The organism is Kiloniella laminariae (genome assembly GCF_027214005.1).
In the GTDB taxonomy this organism is placed as follows: Bacteria; Pseudomonadota; Alphaproteobacteria; order Kiloniellales; family Kiloniellaceae; genus Kiloniella; species Kiloniella laminariae_A.
Map to the genome: position 1 here is coordinate 186,453 of NZ_JAPWGY010000001.1, position 19,512 is coordinate 205,964.

The window sequence follows — 19,512 nt, forward strand, 5'->3', positions numbered from 1 at the left end:
GTAACGTTGAAATCAATAATGCCTCGGCGTCGGGAGAGTAATGCAATGCCAGAGTCTGAAGCGGTTCAGGATATTCTATGCAGTGAGAAAGACGGAAATGGGATTTTGCGTCTGACTTTGAATGACGACAGGCGGCGTAATGCTTTGTCTGAAGCGATGCTCCTAAAGTTAAAGGAGGCTGTTTCCGATGCCGCCAAAGATGCTGCTGTGCGCGTCATCATTCTGGCGGCGAAAGGGCCTGTATTCAGCTCTGGGCACAACCTCAAGGAAATGACCGCAGCTCGTGATGCACCGGATCGCGGGCGGGCGTATTTTTCCAGAATTCTGGCACTTTGTGCCGATGTCATGCAGGGCATTGTGGCGTGCCCTAAACCGATTATAGCCGAAGTGTCTGGAGTTGCTACGGCCGCAGGTTGCCAATTGGTGGCGAGTTGTGATCTCGCGGTTGCTGCTGAAACCGCGCAATTCAGTACGCCAGGGGTTCATATCGGACTGTTCTGCTCTACACCCATGGTCGCTTTGTCCCGCAATGTGTCCAACAAACATGCGATGGAAATGCTGTTGACCGGCGATATGATTACCGCCGCCCGAGCTGCCGAGATTGGCCTGATCAATCGGGTGACTTCGTCGCAGGCTTTGCAGGATGTGACGATGGAACTTGCCCGCAAGATTGCCTCAAAATCCAGTCTGACGCTTGCTGTCGGGAAACGTGCTTTTTACGAACAGCGTGAAATGGGGTTGTCGGAGGCTTATCAATACGCTTCAGGTGTGATGGTTGAAAATATGCTGGTACATGATGCCGAAGAAGGTATCAGCGCTTTTATTGAAAAACGCGCAGCTCAATGGCGAGATAAATAGTTTGCCATGACCAGCCCCTATAATGTTGACCTTGATCGTAATCCGGCGAATTTTCAGCCCTTGACGCCCCTGACCTTTCTCGAACGCGCTGCAAGTGTTTTCCCGGATCATATCGCAATCGTTCATAGTTCTTTGCGCCGCAACTATGCAGACTTTTATGCACGATCACGCCAGCTGGCTTCGTCCTTGTCCCGGCAGCATGGCATAGGTCGAGGCGACACGGTTTCAGTTCTGCTTGCGAATACGCCAGCAATGCTGGAGTGTCATTATGGCGTGCCGATGTGTGGGGCCGTGCTGCATTCAATAAACACCCGGCTGGATGCGGCCATCATTGCCTTCCAGCTGGATCATGCCGGTGCCAAACTGGTGATTGTTGATCGTGAATTCATGCCCTTGATGCAGGAGGCGCTTGCTCTGGCACAGGTGCGCCCGGTTCTCGTTCAATATGATGATCCGGAATATTCTGAACCGGGGCATTCTTTTGATGTGTTGGGTGATCTATTGGATTATGAGGACCTTCTGGCACAGGGGGATGAGCGGTTCGACTGGCTGATGCCCGAGGATGAGTGGGACGCAATCTCGATTAACTATACGTCGGGTACAACTGGTGATCCCAAGGGCGTGGTCTCGCATCATCGCGGTGCCTATCTTCTGGCACAGGGGAATGCCCTAACGACCTCAATGGGAAAGCATTCTGTTTATCTCTGGACCTTGCCGATGTTCCATTGCAACGGCTGGTGTTTCCCCTGGACGCTTTCGGCGATTATTGGCACACATGTTTGCCTGAGACAGGTCCGCGCCGACCAGATCTGGAATAGTCTGGCGGAAAACGAAGTTACCCACCTCTGCGGTGCTCCGATTGTCATGTCCTTGATGATTTCGGCACCGGAGAATGTGAAGCGCGATTTGAACCGCAAGGTCCAGTTTTTTACTGCGGCCTCTCCGCCGCCGCAAAAGGTACTGGCTGACATGAACTCTGCCGGGTTCGAGGTTACACATCTATACGGTTTGACCGAGACGTACGGTCCGGCTGTGGTCAATGACTGGCACCGTGAATGGTCAGATCTGCCGTTAGATGAGCAGGCAGCTTTCAAGGCGCGTCAGGGTGTGCGGTATTTGCCGCTGGAGCAGTTGGAAGTCATAGATCCTGAGAGCATGAAGCCCGTACCACGTGATGGTGAAACTATGGGTGAGGTCATGTTTCGTGGCAATGTCGTCATGAAAGGATATTTCCTGAACCCGAAGGCAACACAAGAGGCCTCTGCTGGAGGATGGTTTCATTCCGGTGATCTGGGTGTCATGCACCCAGACGGGTATATCCAGCTCAAGGACAGGTCGAAGGACATCATTATTTCCGGCGGGGAAAATATCTCGTCAATCGAAGTCGAGGAGATCCTTTACCGGCATCCTGCTGTATCTGTCGCCGCGGTTGTGGCGATGCCGCATGAGAAATGGGGGGAGACACCTTGTGCTTTTGTCGAGCTGGTTTCTGGTCAGAACCTGGATTCCGGGGCCCTTCGGGACTGGTGCCGGGAACATCTGGCTGCCTATAAAGTACCTGGAAAATTCATTTTCACGTCTATACCCCGTACCTCAACAGGAAAGATACAGAAGTTCATTTTGAGAAAACAGGTCGCGGACGCGGGTGTCTGAAACTGAAACTTGAAATTTGAAGAGATGAAATGTCAGACGGTCATAAGCCGGGTTTTGTCGCTTGCCCCAGAACCGGAGCCCTGTGACAACGGAAGGCTATTCATCTGGGATGTTCATTGCTGAACACCTCGCGCAACTGACCCGGTCGACGGTGCGGAAAAACACCTGAACCCGCAAGGCCGAGGCCCTGTGGTTCTGTCGACCCTATTTAGTCTTGCTCCCGGTGGGGTTTACCATGCCGCTTCCATTGCTGGCCGCGCGGTGCGCTCTTACCGCACCCTTTCACCCTTACCTGCCTGTCGAACCTCCGAAGAAATTCTGACCTACAGGCGGTTTCCTTTCTGTGGCACTTTCCCTGGGGTCGCCCCCGCCGGACGTTATCCGGCACCGTATTCCCGTGGAGCCCGGACTTTCCTCCCTTTCCGGTTCAGGCGAACCTGCCGGAAAGAGCAGCCTGTCGGACCGTCTGACGGCCAAGAGTTAGGGGGATTAGCTGCGGGCGTCAAGCCGGGAAAGTAGCGAACCGAGAATCCGGCAACTTTCCCTGTCGATCAATCCATCGAATTTTGCTGGCCGGAAATGTCGCTGGAAGGCAATGATCGCTGCCCGGTTCTTTTCTTCTTCAAGGCCCGCGAGGTCAACATCGTAACCATATCGTTGCAGGGCTTCGAGGAAAGTCTGCTCTGTTACATCCTGCGTGATGTCAGTGGTTTCAGGCCAAAGACCAACACCCGCGTGTGCCAGGCGCGCCCAGTCAAACAGCTCACCCGGATCTTCCTTGCGCAAGGGGGCAACATCGGAATGGCCCAGTATCCGTTCTGCAGGGATGGCGTGGCGGGCAAGGATGTTCTGGCAAAGCTGGATTACGGAGATCATCTGCGCATCTGGAAATGCGCGGTAGCCCCACTCGTGTCCGGGATTGACGATTTCGATGCCGATAGAGCAGGAATTGATATCCCGGTTGTCACCCCAGCAGGAAAGGCCAGCGTGCCAGGCTCGTTGAGTTTCATCAACCAGTTGAAAGATCGTGCCGTTTTCTTCTATCAGATAGTGGGCGCTGACCTGGGCGGCAGGGTCGCACAGACGTTCTAGCGCTGCAGCACCGCTTTGCATGCCGGTGTAATGCAACAACAGCATGTCCGGTCTTTGTCCCTCGGGGCGCGGGCCGAAGTTAGGCGATGTAACGGTGGAGCAGATCTGCATCGCGTGCCTCTAGTCGTTGAAGGTCCGGGCTGTTGTCAATGATGGCGCGGCATTCATCGGTTAACCATTTTCGAAAGTGTTTCAGGGCAGGTTTGTTTGCCTTGCTGTGAGGGCAGACGAGATAATAAACCCCGACCAGCGATGCAATATCGGGAAAAGGCGTAACAAGGTGGCCGGTTTCCAGTTCATCAGAAATCATCATCAGGTCCGCAAGGGCGATACCGAAACCGCTTGCCGCAGCTCTGAGGGCGGTGTCCATCAAATCGAAAACCTGACCGGATTTCGGGTCTACTTCCGAAGTATGTGCTTCCTTGCACCACTGTATCCATTCGTAAGATTCTCCCCCACAGTGCAGCAAAGTCAAATTTTTGAGACTGTTTACATCTCCTGTTCTGATTTTCCCGTTCAGCAGTTTGGGCGAGCAGGCGGGGGTCATCCATTCAGGCGTTATGATCGTTTTGTGAAGCTGATTGCGCTGACGCATTTTCATGCTGTGAACGATCCCGGCATCAAAGTGTTCTTTGTCGAAGGCAACGGTATGCCAGGCGGTGGTCAAGCGTACATTGATTTCAGGAAAGAGCTTCTGGAATTTTGGTAATCTTGGAATGAGCCAGCGTATGGCGAAGGAGGGGAGAACCTTTATGGTCAGGTCTTCTGAACCGCCTCTGATTTCATCCGAGATAGCCTGAATTCGGTCAAAAATTTCGTTTAGGACCGGGAGCAGTTTTTTACCATCATCCGTCAGGGTGAGGCGGCGATGATGACGTTCGAACAGGGGGTTTTGGAAATGCTCCTCCAGGGTCTTGATCTGTCGACTGATCGCTCCTTGGGTGACATGCAATTCTTCGGCGGCCTCCGTGAAGCTCAGATGTCTGGCTGCTGCCTCAAATGCTTTCAGGGCGTTCAGGGGCGGGAGCTGTCGGTTCATCGGATAAACCATAAATTATTACATGAGAAATTCTCACTCCATTATGAGTATTCCCAGTTTGAAGTGCAAGGGGGATTGTCACTATCTTATTGTAATAAAGTGGTTTGATGAAAGAGAGATCAGGTGATGTTCCAGCTATTAATGAGTAAATTGCAGGGATTCATCCGGCTGTTCACGTACCCCGTTCTGGAGCTGCCGAATAGAAGCAGACAGCCAACCGATTTTCTGGCTCGCTCAGCCCAGGTCCAGTTGCATGAGGACATTTTCGGCAATTGCCATCGACGAGGTCAATCCCGGAGACTCAATGCCAAACAGGTTGATCAATCCGGGAACATCATGCGTTGCAGGCCCCTGGATCATAAAATCGACAGCTGCTTCTCCGGGAGCTTGTAGTTTGGGACGAATGCCGGAGTAATCTGGAGCCAGTGCGTTATCCGGCAAGTCGGGCCAGTAGCGCCTGATTGCTGCGTAGAAAGGGGCAGCTCTGGCCGGATCGACCGGGTAGTCAAGTTCCCTGACCCACTCCACATCCGGGCCGAAACGAACTTGCCCTTCAAGATCCAGTGTGACGTGAACCCCCAGACCGGCCTGTTCAGGAACGGGATAGATCAGATGCCGGAACGGTGGTTTGCCCGGCAGGCTGAAATAATTACCCTTGGCATAATAGAGTTCGGGCACAAATTTTTCCGGGAGCCCCTTTAACTGGCGGGCAAGGGCCATTGCCCCCAATCCCGCAGCATTGATAAGGGTCTTTGCCTGCAAAACCATGGGGCTGTCTCCCCCTGTTTCCAGAACAATACCGGAATCTGTAACCCGGCCGCCCAGAACCGGGGTATTGTAAGCGATCATCCCGCTGTGATTTTCTAGGTCCCCCTGAAAAGCAAGAATGAGGCTGTGAACATCAACGATGCCGGTCGAGGGAGACAGCAGAGTCTTTGTCGCAACTAACGCGGGCTCGCGTTCGGCGACTTCCTTCTGCGAGAGATAACGAAGATCATCGACACCATTGGCACAGGCAAGCTTGCGAATGTTCTCGAGAGCCGTTTCTTCTGTGGCTGATGTGGCAACAATCAGCTTGCCGCAACGGCGATGAGGCACGGCGTGATTTTGACAATAGTCATATAACAGATCTTTGCCACGCAGGCAGAGCTGCGCCTTGAGGCTACCGGTGGGATAGTAAATTCCGGCGTGGATTACACCGCTGTTACGGGCTGATATTCCGGTGCCGGGCAGGGACTCTTTTTCAATTACGATCACTTCCCTGCCAGCCAGGGCAAGGGCGCGGGCGCAAGCCATGCCGACCACGCCTGCGCCAATTACGATAGAGTCAACCTGTTCGATTGCCGTCATCTGCTTACTTTTGCCCGGTTCAGAAGAAAGGATCGAAAAGATCTGTTTTTCCATCCGGTCCTTAATCTGTGTCTAAATTTTAAAACTTTCCTGCTTCTCTTCCAGCTCAAGCCAGCGTTCTTCGGCTTCGGCTTGCCGGGTCAAGGTTTTCTCAAGCTGATCACTGACCTTCTGGAATCTTTCGGGATCTTTACTGTAAAGCTTGGGATCGGCCATTTCGCCTTCAAGTTTCTGGACTTCTGCAGCCAGCTTTTCAAGCTGTTCGGGCAGGGCATCCAGTTCGCGCTGTTCCTTGTAACTGAGCTTGCCGCTGGTTTTGCCTTTGGGCGCAGCTTCTTTTTTAGCTGTCTTTGCATTCTTGTCGTTACTGAACTGTTTGGTTAATTCTGAATCAGTAACATTCCCGAGGGCTCTCTGACGCCGATAGTCGCTATATCCGCCAGCGTATTCAACCACGCTTCCGTCCCCTTCGACGGCATAGATGGCTGTGGCCAGACGATCCAGGAAGTCACGGTCATGGCTGACGAGAAGCAGTGTGCCTTCGTACTCGTCGAGCACTTCTTCCAGCAGGTCGAGCGTGTCCATGTCGAGGTCGTTGGTCGGCTCATCGAGAACAAGAAGGTTGCTTGCCTGTGCAAACATGCGCGCAAGCAACAGGCGGTTTTTTTCTCCACCCGACAGGGTATAGACGGGCTGGCGTACCTGCCCCTCGTCAAAGAGGAAGTCTTTCAGATAGCTGACCACATGTTTTTGCACCCCCCGGACCATGATTGAATCGCCACCACCGGGCGCCATGGTTTCCCAGAGAGTGCTGTTAGGGTCCAGATCTTCCCGTTTCTGGTCGAAGTAATGCATGGTCAGGTTGGTGCCAAGCTTGACCGTTCCGCTGTCCGGTTCGATTTTATTAACCAGCATCTTGACCAGCGTTGACTTTCCAGCGCCGTTGGGGCCGACAATACCGATACGATCTCCACGTTTGATCTTGGTGCTGAAACTTTTGATAATTTCCCGCGTCCCACCGTCTTTCAGGGGATAGGACTTGCTGATATTCTCCGCGGTAATAACCTTGTCGCCTCCGGTATCGAGCGTTTCCAGTTCCAGCTTGGCTGAACCGGTTTCCTTCATCCACTCGGACCGCTTTTGTCGTAAGTCCTGAAGATTGCGCAGACGACCCATATTACGCTTGCGCCGGGCTGTTACACCGCGCTGAAGCCAGTGTTCTTCGCGCGCAATTTGTTTTTTCAGGCGATAGAGTTCCTGTTCTTCCTTTTCGCGCAGTTCCTCGGCCCAGGCTTCGTAGTGTTCGAAGCCCTTGTCGAGACGATAGATGCTGCCGCGGTCCAGCCAGAAAGTCTGTTTGGTCAGGTGGTTCAGGAAGGCGCGGTCATGGCTGATAACCATCAGGGCACCGCGAAAACGCGAGAGTTCTTCTTCGAGCCACTGGATGGTTGGCAGATCCAGATGGTTGGTTGGCTCGTCCATCAGCAGGACTTCAGGTTCACTGATCAGTGCCCGGGCCAGGGCTGCTCTTCGGCCTTCGCCACCGGAAAGTCCATGCAGCAATCTATCACCGGGAAGCTGGACGTGGTGCAGCATGGCATCGACCAGGTAATCAGCCTCACCGGCATCTGGCCGGAGACCGGCTTTGACATGATCAAAGACAGTGGCGTTTTGCTCGAATACTGGGTCCTGGGGCAGATAGGCAACAGTAATTCCAGGCTGAAGAAAGCGTTGACCGCTATCCAGTTCCTGCTGTCCGGCCATAATCTTCAGCAGGGTGGATTTTCCCGTGCCGTTCCGCCCGACAAGACAGGCTTTTTCCCCGCGTGCCAGTCCAAAAGACAGCTCTTGAAAAAGGGTTTTTGTGCCAAAACGCAGTGCGGCACCGTTCAGTGCCACGAGATGTGAGGGAGGGGCCATTTTTTACTGTTGTTCTATTTTCTGAGTTGTTTGATCTGGTCGTAAGCAGCATTAATCGCAGCCAGTTTTTCGTTGGCAAGATCAACAAACTCCTGGGGCATGCCCTGGGCGACCAGGCGGTCCGGGTGATTTTCCAGAACCAGACGGCGATGGGCTGATTTGATCTCGGCATCGCTATCATTTCTTTGAACCCCGAGGATACGGAAGGGATCTGATTGATCGGCACCGACGTTTGAGGCATTGACGCGGTCCCACTGCTGTTCACTGAAACCGAAAATTTCAGCGACGCTGCGGAGGTACTGAATCTCTTCTGGTGAAACCGTACCATCAGCCTTTGCAATATGAAACAGGCCGTTGAGAAGTTCCTCGAGCACGGCGGGATTGTCGCGGAAGGTCCGGCTCAGTTGTTCTGCATAGGGTTCAAATCCCCCGGCATCTTGTCTGGCGCGGTCAAAAAGGCGACCGACATTTTTCATTTCTTCTGGTGGAATACGGAAAACCTGTTTGAAGGCTGCGACTTCATCCTTGGTGACGACGCCATCAGCCTTGGCCATCTTGGCCCCAAGAACAATCACACCGATTGTAAAGGCAATCTGCTTGGTTCCGTCATCCTTGAGGCCATCGGGACCGCCTTCGTTTTCAGCGCGCATCCGGTCAACCGCATGCCCCGCCAATGCGCCAAGAAAGGCACCGATTGGACCACCAAAGGCGAAACCGGCAGCTCCCCCGACTATTTTTCCCCAGATACTCATGTCCAGCACATTCTCTTGGTTTGTTTACGCTTTCCCGAGCTTGATTGTGATCAGGAAGCAAGGCCTTGATTTTGGTCTTTTTGCACTAGCCTGCCCAGACTGGGGAGTCAATCCCGCAAGGTATATCTGATCCCTATTTGTTCTGGTTTTCAGGCTTTCAGGCAAAACTTCTTCTAGCTTTCCGGTCGATTGATATTTTCTGGCAGCGGAATTGTATCCTTGATAAATCCAACCTTGCCGATACCGGGTAATCGCAGGGCAAGGTTGTCTGGGTCAAGGCCAAAGCCCAGCCCAAGCAGATTTATTTCCAAGCCCTCAGCCTTTGAGGCAATTGCACCGATCAGACCGAAGAAAGAAACCTGTATACCCGTATTGCTGGGGGCCATGGCAACAAAATGATTGCTGCTGTCGAGATAGTCTTTACCAATGGCCGTAGGGGGAAGGTCGACTGTCATCTCGGGGATACGCCTGAGGACAAAAGCGGTAAAGGTATTGGAGTTGGGCCCCGGCCAGGCTTCGTACTCATCAGGATAGGGGTATTGCCGGGCGGCCTCCAGAATTGCCGGGATCATGTTTTCTGCAGCAGAGCCATGTAACTCGTAATAGAGCTCTGGTCTGGAGCCAAACCAGTTTCGATCCGGCCAGCCGACGGTGGCAGCGGTGACAGGCAGGCCACGCCGTTTGCGCCAGCCGATGACTTCCAGTCTTGTGTAATTTTTTGCATTTTCCGGTTTGACCGCGATCCATGTATGGACGGCAAAGGCGCCGCGCCAGCTGAAGGTCCGCGCGCCATAAACCTGAACGATAGCCTGGGGCGTTGTCGCTGGGTCTGGCGCAAGACCGCTGCGATCATGGTTGGCTTTGCCCCAGGGCGTGGAAAGATCAATTTCATCCGAGGAGACGACAAAAATCGGCCCGATCAGCAACAACATCAGGGTGATTGCCACAACGCCGAGGCATTTAAAGAAAGAAGATATCATCATCTTTTCATGCCTCCTGAATAAGGCAGCCTGATGGCAGAAAAAAGCCGATCTGGCTAAGGTCTGGATCAAAGGGGACAGAAAAGGCAGCGCTTTCCTGGATTTGGGGGGAAAGGGGTGCCTCTTGCTGTTTTTTGTTTGCTAGCCCAGTTTCTCAGTGAAGAATTCTATGGTCCGCTTCCAGGCAAGCTCAGCAGCTGCTTCGTCGTATCTGGGGGTGGTGTCGTTGTGGAAACCGTGATTGACCCCTTCATAAATATGCGCTGTGTAGTCCTTGCCGTTTTCTTTCAAGGCTGCTTCATAGGCAGGCCAGCCCTCGTTGACACGGGTGTCCAGCTCTGCATAGTGCAGCAACAGGGGAGCCTGGATTTTTGCTGTTTCCTCTGTGCTTACCTGGCGTCCGTAGAAAGGTACGCTGGCACTCATGTCGGGCAGGTGGACAGCCATCTTGTTACAGACGCCCCCGCCATAGCAGAAACCAACTGCGCCAACCTTGCCATTGGAGTTTTTGTCTGCTTTCAGAAAGTTGTAGGCGGCGATGAAATCTTCGGTGAGTTTATCTGAATCGAGCTGCTTCTGGAGCTCCTTGCCCGCTTCATCTGTGCCTGGGTAACCGCCCAGAGGGGTGAGGCCATCCGGCGCGAGGGCCGTGAAGCCTGCGATCGCCACGCGTCTTGCGACATCTGCGATATAGGGGTTAAGCCCGCGGTTTTCGTGGATGACAACGACACTGCCGCGTTTGCCCCCCTCAACCGGACGAACCAGATAACCTTTGATTTTTCCGTGCCCATCCGGAGATTCATATTCAATCGTTTCGGCTGTGATCCTCGGATCGTTTTCCTCTACCTGTTTTGCCAGGGCATAGTCAGGCGAAAGGGATTTGAGCAAGGCAGCACCCGTGAGTCCGCCGACAGAGTATTTTACCGCCCTTTCCATGAATTCCCGGCGGCCAATAAGGCCATGGGCGTAGTGGTCATAAAGATTGAGCAGTTCCTGGTTGAAATCGCTGGCTTTTTTGCGGGTCATTTCGGATCTTCCTTATATCAAAATGATTATAATAAGGCGTACAGAAATACTTGGCCTGTTTATAATACAGGTTGTTGCGCCGGGCTGTTTTCATCGGATTGTTTTCCCCGGATCCTTGTTCGTCGGGGAACAGTTTAGCTCAATGCGTCGAGGACATCAGAAAAAATTGTCAGGGCTTCTTCACCTTTTGGTGAAAGGCCGTAGATGCCACGGTCTGTGCGTTGGAACCAGCCGTAAACATCGCGTTGCAGGATGGCGGAGGCTTTTTCGACAGCTGTATTTTTTCGGATATCCGCTACTTTGGCTGTCCCCTGCTGCTTGATAAAGGCAGCGCACCGCAGGGCATCCTGCCGATAGGCCGTGATAATCGGGCGCTGGTTGCTGCCACCAAGATTTGGATCTCCAACCCTTCGCTCAAATTCCTGAAGTAACAAACTGCTTCGACGTTTGTTTTTTCTCGGAACATAGGGGGCGGGGTCCTGATGCACGACGACATCCGGGCTGCGGTTTTCACTAATGCGAACGGTGATCAGTCCCAGTCCAAGTCGGCGGCAAAGTCTGATGATGTCTTTTTTGTAACGAAACCAGAGGTTATTTTTTGTGAGGCGATGTGGAACGGCAAAAGCGAGATAGACATCGTCGCTCAAACTTTGTCGCTCAATGCCCTGTAAAAACAGGGGGAGTGTAATTCCGGTTTTTATTTCAATCACCACCGGAGGTTCATCGCCACGACGGGCGACCACATCGCAGCCCCGGATTTCCGACTTTACCTCATAACCCTGGCGTTCAAGATAGGCTTTGAGAGGCGGGTAGAGGTCAGTTTCGCGCAAGGCACCGTTCCGGGATAATCAGGGCTCAGATATTTCCTGCGCATCCTGCCTGTCACCTTGGGCAAGATCAAGGTATCACCGTTTGCCTGCTTGCACTTTACGCCGATCTTCGCCAGCATGAGAGGGTTATCTTATGATCAGATAGTGTCCAGAAAAATCAGACAAAATTTCCTTAGTGGATGTGCCCTATGACTGTTTTCCCCCGCCTTACACCTGTTTTGCAGGATGCTTTGACTAAACTTCTTGGCGAGCGCCTGAATCTATCGACAGCAATCTGTGAGCGTCACGGGCAGGGAGAAGCGCATCATCCGGGAATGCCGCCGGAAGCTGTTGCTTTTGCCCGTACGACGGAAGAAGTCTCGACTATTATGCAGCTTTGTCATGCCTATGACTGTCCTGTGGTGCCTTTTGGAACAGGAACATCTCTTGAAGGGCATACGGCAGCTGTTGCTGGTGGACTTTGTCTTGATCTATCCGAGATGGCAGAGATCCTCGAGACGAATGGTGAGGATCTGGATTGCCGGGTTCAGGCCGGTGTTACCCGAAAACAGCTCAACCAGTATCTGAGGGATACCGGATTGTTCTTTCCGATCGATCCGGGTGCTGATGCCTCGCTGGGCGGCATGGCGGCGACCCGTGCTTCGGGCACAAATGCAGTGCGTTATGGAACCATGCGGGACAATGTCCTGGGCCTGACGGTGGTGCTTGCGGATGGCGAGGTTATCAGGACTGGTGGGCGGGCGCGGAAATCTTCTGCTGGTTACGACTTGACCCGGCTGATGGTTGGCTCTGAAGGGACACTGGGAATCATTACCGAGCTTCAGCTCAAGCTATATGACATTCCTGAAGCTATCTCCTCGGCTGTTTGTTCTTTTGACGATCTGGAAGCCGCGGTCAACACGGTTATGTTGACGATCCAGTCCGGAATTCCTGTGGCGCGGATTGAATTACTGGATGCTGTGCAAATGGATGCGGTTAATCGTTATTCAAAGCTTGATTATCCCGTTGCACCGACATTGTTTTTTGAATTCCACGGGTCTGAGGATGCCGTGAAAGAACAGGCAACACGTGTTGGGGAAATTGCCCAGGAGTACGGAGGGGGTGATTTTCAGTGGGCCAGCCGCCCTGAAGATCGCAACCGGCTCTGGCAGGCCAGGCACGATGCCTTCTATGCGGCGATTAATCTCAGAGCAGGATGCCGGGGTTGGCCGACAGACGTCTGTGTGCCTGTTTCCCGTCTCGCCGAAGCAATTCTGGAAACCCGTCGACTGATTGAAGAGGCGCATCTGATTGCGCCGATGGTCGGTCATGTTGGTGACGGGAATTTTCATGTGCTTTTTGTTGTTGATACAGACAATCAGGAAGAAATGGCACGGGCAGCAAGGGTGAATACGGCCATGGTCGAGATGGCAATTGATCTTGGTGGGACCTGCACGGGGGAGCATGGTGTCGGCTTGGGAAAAAGAAAATATCTGGTGAGGGAGCACGGTGAAGGTGCTGTCGGGGTTATGCGTCGGGTAAAAATGGCGCTGGACCCAAAGGGGATATTGAACCCGGGAAAGATCTTGCCGGATAGGGAATGAACATAAAGGTCGGACTTAATTCTGCACTGCGATTCTCAGTTCACGGCTGTAACTCTTTTGGGGAGCTATCGTGAGAGTGGCGGTAATGCTGGGGTGTAACTTATTTTATTTTACATAGGTTCGTTTCAAAAGTTGATTGTGTCGCAGATCGATAAAATTTTGGTCGATTTGTCTCAATTATTCATGTTAATGTCACATCCGTTCATGACACTTGCGAGAACATCGGTCATCGTGAGAGTGGTTATGGCAGTACTAAGTCGATTAAGGATCAGATCAGCTCTCGCAAAGAAGGGCGGTCGCTATGAAAGCCCGAACAGAGGCTGACGGTTTTTATTCGATTAAAGAATTATAAAAACATGCGCGACCTCGAAGTCGCGCTGACTTATGGAGGCAGGTCATGAGCAGGTTTATTTTTTCCAAGATCCAGCCTTAAAAAAGACGAGTTTTAGGAACGCTTTTCCTGAAAAACTGTGCCCTGTGTTTTTGGCGGCGCTTGATTTTAAAGGAATAAGTGTTTCTAATGGTGTGCAATTAATAATTCGCGCACTGCGAGCTAATTTTGAACAGGTAGCGAGGCGAAAGCGCAATGACGAGTCCCGTATCCAGCGAGGCGTTTGTGCGCTTTGATGGGGTCCAAAAGAGTTACGACGGCGTCAATCTGGTTGTTAAAGACCTGAATGTCGATATCCCACGAGGCGAATTCCTAACGATGCTTGGCCCTTCCGGGTCTGGCAAAACGACTTCACTGATGATGCTTGCCGGATTTGAAACCGCAACACATGGTGACATCTTTCTCAACGGCCGATCCATTAATAATGTGGCACCTCATAAAAGAGGTATCGGCATGGTGTTCCAGAACTACGCCTTGTTCCCCCACATGACAGTTGCTGAAAATCTGGCGTTTCCGCTTCAGGTGCGCAAGATGGGCAAGGCCGAGGTTAAGGAACGCGTTCAAAAAGCGCTTGATATGGTCGAGCTGGGTGTGTTCGGCAACCGCCGTCCAGCGCAGCTTTCCGGTGGACAGCAACAGCGCGTGGCTGTGGCTCGTGCACTGGTCTTTGAACCGGATCTGGTGCTGATGGATGAGCCTCTTGGGGCACTTGATAAAAATCTGCGTGAACAGATGCAGTATGAAATCAAGCATATTCATGAGCGTCTGGGTGTAACGGTTGTCTATGTGACGCATGATCAGTCCGAAGCCCTGACCATGTCGAACCGGATTGCGGTGTTCGAAGATGGTCGGATCCAGCAACTGGCACCACCAACTGAGCTTTATGAAAAACCCGAGAACGCTTTTGTTGCCCAGTTTATCGGGGAAAACAACACGCTGACAGGCCGGGTTGATGCTGTGGCTGGTGGCATTTGCGAAGTCGTCCTTGATAATGGCGATCGGGTAAAGGCGCTTGATATCAACACGGATGGTGCTGGTCATGGAACAACCCTGTCCTTGCGCCCGGAACGTGTGTTCCTCAATCCTGTAGATGGGCAGTGTCAGAACATGTTCTCTGGCCTGGCCGAAGAAGTTATTTATCTTGGTGATCATATCCGCGTCCGCATGAATATCTGCGGTCATAATGATTTTATCGTCAAGGTTCCAAATTCCTCCGACAAAAAAGGTCTCGCCAAAGGCGACACTATTCCTGTCGGCTGGAGTATTGATGACTGTCGGGCACTTGATGCCTGACAATCGACCATCTTCTCGCCGGTTTTGGCGGAAGATACCAACGTGTTTTTGACACATGGTCACAAAGCCTTAGGGAGGCATATACGAATGAAGAATAGTTTGAAACTTTCCACTGCAATCATCCTGGGTTCCGTTGCTGTTGCAACGGTTGCTCAGGCTGCTGAAAGCATCACTGTTGTATCCTGGGGTGGTGCATACACTGCCAGCCAGCGTGGCGCTTACAGTGATCCTTTCACTGCAAAAACTGGCATTACTGTTCTTGACGAAGACAAGTCCGGAAACGCTCTCGCCGGGATGCGTGCCCAGGCTGAAGCTGGTAATGGCACCTGGGATATTGTTGACATCCTCGAAGGCGATGCCCTGACAGCTTGTGACGAAGGCATTGCAGAAGAGATCGATTACAACAATGATCTGGAACAGGGTGCAGATGGTTCCGCACCGCTGGACGATTTTGTTGCCGGTTCTTTGACAGGCTGTTTTGTTCCGACAATCGTATACGCAACTCTTTTTGCGTATAACAACACTGCTTTCCCGGATGGAGCTCCTCAGACAATTGCTGATGTGTTTGATCTTGAAAAGTTCCCGGGAAAACGCTCGCTGGAGAAAATTCCAGCTGCGAACCTCGAGTGGGCTCTGGTTGCTGATGGTGTTCCTTACGACAAGGTATATGAAGTTCTTGATACACCCGAAGGTGTTGACCGTGCTTTTGCCAAACTTGACACCATCAAGGACTCTGTTATCTGGTGGGAAGCTGGTGCACAGCCACCACAGCTTCTTGCTGATGGCGAAGTAACAATCGCTTCTGCATACAATGGCCGTATCTTCAACGCGCAGGTTGTTGAAAACCAGCCGTTCACCATTATCTGGGACGGTCAGATGTTCGAGCTTGATGGTTGGGTTGTTCCAAAGAACGCACCAAACAAAAAAGCTGCGATGGACTACCTGCGTTTCTCCACAGATACACAGCGCCTTGCTGACCAGGCGAAATACATCTCCTATGGTCCAGCTCGTAAGTCTTCTGCTCCGTTGATTTCCACACACATTTCTACCGGTGTGGACATGAACCCGCATATGCCAACAAATCCAGCCAACTTCAAGACACCAATCAAGAAGGATGCTGCATTCTGGGCAGATAACGGCGATGATCTGAAAGAGCGTTTCAACGCTTGGTTGGCTCAATAAGCCAGTTTACGGGAGGGAGCCTTCGGGCTCCCTCAACCGTATTATACAAGACAGCTGATTTAATGATTCCTGATATCTGTCAGGAGAAAAAAACCTTGTACAGACCCTTTATATAAGAGGGTTTGCAAACGAGGTGCGTCTGGGAAAAATTCATGGCAATAACAGTCGATGCCTCGGGTGATCTGAGCCCGGAAGAACAGAAGAGACTCAAGGCTGACCTACATCGTTCCCTCTTTCGGAACAAGGTTAGAGCGTGCCTGCTCGTAGCTCCTCTTGTCGTGTTTATTTTGGTAACTTTTGTCGCGCCGATTGGCAACATGCTGATCCGGAGTGTGGAAGATCCTCAAGTCAACGAATACATGCCTTTGACTTCTGCAGCCCTTCAGGATTGGGATGGTCAAGAGCTGCCAGACGAAGCGATATTTGCCGCGCTAGCTCAGGACCTGATTGCGGGTCGAGAGAGCAAGGAAATTGGTAAGGCTGCCACGCGCTTGAATTACGAGAGCAGTGGCATGCGCAGTCTGATCATGGGATCAGCGCGAAAGATTTCCCGTATAGAACCGCCATATAAAGAAGCGCTAATCGAGGCCGATAAAGACTGGGCTGATATTGATAACTGGAAAGTTATCAAACGCTTAAGTTCTCCTTACACGACGTCTTATTATGTAGCTGCGCTCGACATGGAAACCTCCCCTGATGGTGAAGTGTCTTTTGTGCCGGAAAACCAGCAGATTTATCTGAAGCTGTTTTGGCGCACGCTGTGGATGTCCATGCTGATCACAGCTATGACGGTTCTTTTGGGCTATCCGGTTTCCTACTTCCTTGCATCTTTGCCGGTCAAAAAAGCAAACGTTCTGATGATTCTGGTGCTGCTGCCGTTCTGGACATCACTTCTGGTCAGAACAAGCTCCTGGATTGCGATGTTGCAATCCCAAGGTATCTTGAATGATTTGCTGGTCTGGCTGGGTATCATTGCGGATGAACAGCGGCTGCAGATGATCTATAATGCTTTGGGAACCGTGATTGCGATGACCCATATCCTGTTGCCCTTCATGATCCTGCCGCTTTACTCTGTAATGAAAACAGTACCTCCGAGTTATCTGAGAGCAGCCCGATCACTGGGCGCTAATCCTTGGACGGCTTTCTGGCAGGTCTATTTACCCCAAACGATACCGGGGATTTCTGCTGGGGCCATTCTGGTTTTCATTCTTGCCATCGGGTATTACATCACTCCGGCTCTGGTTGGTGGCCAGTCCGGACAGTTTATCGGTAACCTGATCGCCTATCATATGCAGGGCTCTCTGAACTGGGGAATGGCTGCGGCTCTGGGTGTGATGCTATTGGTTCTGGTGATGGGTATCTATGGTCTCTATAGCCGCTTTGTCGGTGTTAACAACGTCAAGCTGGGGTAAGAGATATGGCTGTTCCTTCCTATGCTGGCCCACTCGAACGTACATGGTATTATGCCTTTCGCGTTTTCTGTGCGGCCGTGTTTATTTTTCTGATTGCGCCGATCCTTGTGATTGTACCGCTGTCGTTTAATGCTGAACCCTATTTCAGCTTTACCCAGGGGATGTTGACCCTCGATCCTGATGCTTACTCAACCCGTTGGTATGAGGAATTTCTCACCAGTGACCGCTGGCTGGAATCAATCAAGAACTCTGTCATTGTCGCTTTCTTCTCCACGTTTCTTGCTGCCTCTCTTGGGACACTTGCGGCTTTGGGGTTGAGTCGTTCTGAGCTACCTTACAAGGGCCTTATTATGGGGCTTTTGATTTCCCCGATGATCGTGCCGTTGATTATCGCTGCTGCAGGGATGTTCTTTTTCTATTCCTCGCTGGGGATTTCCCAGAGCTATCTGGGACTTATTCTTGCGCACACTGCGTTGGGAACGCCGTTTGTTGTTATCACGGTGACAGCAACACTCAGCGGGTTTGATCACAATCTGGTCAAAGCTGCGGCCAATCTGGGCGCGACACCGACCTATACCTTCTTCAAGATCACCATGCCGCTGATTATGACGGGCGTGATTTCAGGGGCGCTTTTTGCCCTGATGACATCTTTTGATGAAGTTATCGTGGCGATCTTTATTGCCGGGGTCGAGCAACGGACCATTCCAATGCAGATGTGGTCCGGTATTCGCGAGCAGATCAGCCCGACCATTCTCGCCGTTGCGACCATTCTGATTACCTTTTCGGTTATTATGCTGGCAACAGTGGAGATCTTGCGTCGTCGTTCAGACCGCATCCGCGGGATTATTTCCTGATCGTTCCAGAAGATATAATCTGCTGGATAGCGACTAACAAAAAACAGGCCCTCTAGAGGGCCTGTTTTTTGTTGCAAGGGGGAACGAGCCGAGCAGCGGCCTGCCTCTCTTATATGCCTTCCTCGACCAGCGCGCGGAGAATTTCCTGCCCTTCGTCGGGGGCGCTCCGGATGGAGGAGGGGGGGCGTTTAAAGGTCTTGCTGAAGTGGCGGGAAAAATGTGAGGCATCAGAAAATCCGCAATCGGCGGCGATGTCGCTGATTGCCTTTTCCGTGTTCAGCAATTGCCAAAGACCATAGCGTAATCTGAGTTCACGGTAACAGGCTTGCGGGCTCATGTTGAGGTGTTCGCTGAAAATCCGCTCCAGCTGCCGTTTGGAGATATTTACCCGTCGGGCAATGTCCTCGACAGAAAGCGGCGTGCTCATATTCTGTTCCATGGTCAGCACAGCTTTTCTAACCCTGTCATTGCGCGAGAGCTTGATGGTTGGTGGCTGGGGCTGGGGGGCATTGGCCGAGCGAACTTTTTCGACCAGCAGGATGCGCAGGCTTTTCTGGGCAATGGCCTTGCCCAGATGGCGTTCGACCAGCCAGGCAGCAAGATCCAGCGCGCCAGCGCCGCCTGCACAGGTAATGCGCTTGCCATCGATCACGTACATCTGGTCGGCCACCGGTTTTACATCGCTGAATTCCTCAAGGAAATCGTTGTGGTGGTACCAGCTGACACAACATCTTCGCCCGTTCATCAGGCCGGCACGGATCATGGCAAAGCTGCCAGTACAAAGGCCAACGATGCTGACGCCAAGTGCGGCAGCCTGTTGCAGGACCTTAATGGTTTCGGCATCAGCCTGGGGACCCTTGTGCAGAAGGCCGCCAACCACGACGAGATAGTCGTACTGGCCCAAATCTGCTATATCCTGTGTTGGGGTAATTTCTATTCCGCAACTGGATTTGACAGGTTTTCCCGGTTTTGGACTGATCAGTGACCAGCGGCACTTCAGTGGCCGGCTGAAATCTCCTTCATCTGCAGCAAGGCGCAGAACATCAATTACGGATGAGAATGGTGTCAGGGTGAAGTTGGGCAGGAGTATAAATGCGACACTTAGGGAAATCTTCTTGTCAAGGCTCTGTACTGGAGCTTCAGGCGGGAGTTTGTTTTTGTTCACGGTTGTATTCACTGGCTCTCAGGCCTTTTTCTGACTTGATTGAACAAGAGGATATTTAGGGTCGCTATCAGACAGACAGGGTAACAGAATGTCGCAAGTATTCAATCATCTTGTCTTCGTTGTACATGGTCG

At 52.1% G+C, this 19,512-nt stretch carries 16 protein-coding genes and 1 other RNA gene; 7 read left to right on the forward strand and 10 right to left on the reverse strand.

All coding sequences use genetic code 11. The features are described from left to right. Positions 1-45 precede the first annotated feature (45 nt). Positions 46-858, forward strand: a complete 813-nt coding sequence (locus tag O4H49_RS00850) for an enoyl-CoA hydratase (protein ID WP_269421514.1) — start codon at positions 46-48, stop codon at positions 856-858. 6 nt (positions 859-864) lie between these two features. Beyond that, complete coding sequence (locus O4H49_RS00855; RefSeq protein WP_269421515.1) at positions 865-2,511, forward strand: acyl-CoA synthetase; 1,647 nt, start codon at positions 865-867, stop codon at positions 2,509-2,511. A 28-nt stretch (positions 2,512-2,539) separates the two neighbouring features. On the opposite strand, the gene rnpB is transcribed toward O4H49_RS00855, so the two are convergent. From rnpB to O4H49_RS00900, 9 genes are all read right to left on the reverse strand, one after another. Further along, positions 2,540-2,981: RNase P RNA component class A (gene rnpB / locus O4H49_RS00860), an RNA gene on the reverse strand. Positions 2,982-3,000: 19 nt separating this feature from the next. Then, positions 3,001-3,714 carry an N-acetylmuramoyl-L-alanine amidase gene (locus O4H49_RS00865; protein WP_269421516.1) on the reverse strand — a complete coding sequence of 238 codons (714 nt, stop codon included), beginning with the start codon at positions 3,712-3,714 and terminating at the stop codon, positions 3,001-3,003. Then, a complete protein-coding gene (gene gcvA, locus O4H49_RS00870) occupies positions 3,683-4,642 on the reverse strand; it encodes a transcriptional regulator GcvA (RefSeq protein WP_269421517.1) in 960 nt (319 codons plus the stop codon). Before gcvA ends, O4H49_RS00865 begins: the two co-directional genes overlap by 32 nt. Positions 4,643-4,876: 234 nt before the next feature. Next, on the reverse strand, positions 4,877-6,046 hold the full coding sequence (locus O4H49_RS00875; RefSeq protein ID WP_419715200.1) for an NAD(P)/FAD-dependent oxidoreductase: 1,170 nt from the start codon (positions 6,044-6,046) through the stop codon (positions 4,877-4,879). 18 nt (positions 6,047-6,064) lie between these two features. Beyond that, entirely contained in the window at positions 6,065-7,912 is a 1,848-nt protein-coding gene (locus tag O4H49_RS00880) for an ABC-F family ATP-binding cassette domain-containing protein (RefSeq protein WP_269421518.1), read from the reverse strand. A 14-nt stretch (positions 7,913-7,926) separates the two neighbouring features. Beyond that, on the reverse strand, positions 7,927-8,664 hold the full coding sequence (locus tag O4H49_RS00885) for a TerB family tellurite resistance protein (RefSeq protein ID WP_269421519.1): 738 nt from the start codon (positions 8,662-8,664) through the stop codon (positions 7,927-7,929). Positions 8,665-8,837: 173 nt separating this feature from the next. Continuing rightward, entirely contained in the window at positions 8,838-9,647 is an 810-nt protein-coding gene (locus O4H49_RS00890) for a DUF3750 domain-containing protein (protein WP_269421520.1), read from the reverse strand. Positions 9,648-9,785: 138 nt separating this feature from the next. Further along, the gene (gene yghX, locus O4H49_RS00895; protein WP_269421521.1) at positions 9,786-10,670 is read right to left on the reverse strand and encodes a YghX family hydrolase; all 885 of its coding nucleotides are present in this window, start codon (positions 10,668-10,670) and stop codon (positions 9,786-9,788) included. Between the two features lie 134 nt (positions 10,671-10,804). Next, positions 10,805-11,500 (reverse strand): DUF2161 domain-containing phosphodiesterase, encoded by a 696-nt coding sequence (locus O4H49_RS00900; protein ID WP_269421522.1) that lies wholly within the window; start codon positions 11,498-11,500, stop codon positions 10,805-10,807. A 188-nt stretch (positions 11,501-11,688) separates the two neighbouring features. On the opposite strand from O4H49_RS00900, the gene O4H49_RS00905 reads away from it, so the two are divergent. The 5 genes from O4H49_RS00905 (at position 11,689) to O4H49_RS00925 (ending at position 18,215) form a co-directional block, all read left to right on the forward strand. Further along, positions 11,689-13,083, forward strand: coding sequence for an FAD-binding oxidoreductase (locus O4H49_RS00905; RefSeq protein ID WP_269421523.1), 1,395 nt, complete (start codon positions 11,689-11,691; stop codon positions 13,081-13,083). Between the two features lie 586 nt (positions 13,084-13,669). Next, entirely contained in the window at positions 13,670-14,767 is a 1,098-nt protein-coding gene (locus O4H49_RS00910) for an ABC transporter ATP-binding protein (RefSeq protein WP_269421524.1), read from the forward strand. A gap of 87 nt (positions 14,768-14,854) precedes the next feature. Next, positions 14,855-15,949, forward strand: coding sequence for an ABC transporter substrate-binding protein (locus tag O4H49_RS00915; protein WP_269421525.1), 1,095 nt, complete (start codon positions 14,855-14,857; stop codon positions 15,947-15,949). 152 nt (positions 15,950-16,101) lie between these two features. Beyond that, positions 16,102-17,361, forward strand: a complete 1,260-nt coding sequence (locus O4H49_RS00920; protein WP_269421526.1) for an ABC transporter permease — start codon at positions 16,102-16,104, stop codon at positions 17,359-17,361. A 5-nt stretch (positions 17,362-17,366) separates the two neighbouring features. Further along, positions 17,367-18,215: an ABC transporter permease gene (locus O4H49_RS00925; protein WP_269421527.1), complete on the forward strand. Its 849-nt coding sequence runs from the start codon at positions 17,367-17,369 to the stop codon at positions 18,213-18,215. 109 nt (positions 18,216-18,324) lie between these two features. On the opposite strand, the gene O4H49_RS00930 is transcribed toward O4H49_RS00925, so the two are convergent. After that, positions 18,325-19,380 (reverse strand): GlxA family transcriptional regulator, encoded by a 1,056-nt coding sequence (locus O4H49_RS00930; RefSeq protein WP_269421528.1) that lies wholly within the window; start codon positions 19,378-19,380, stop codon positions 18,325-18,327. Between the last annotated feature and the right edge of the window lie 132 nt (positions 19,381-19,512).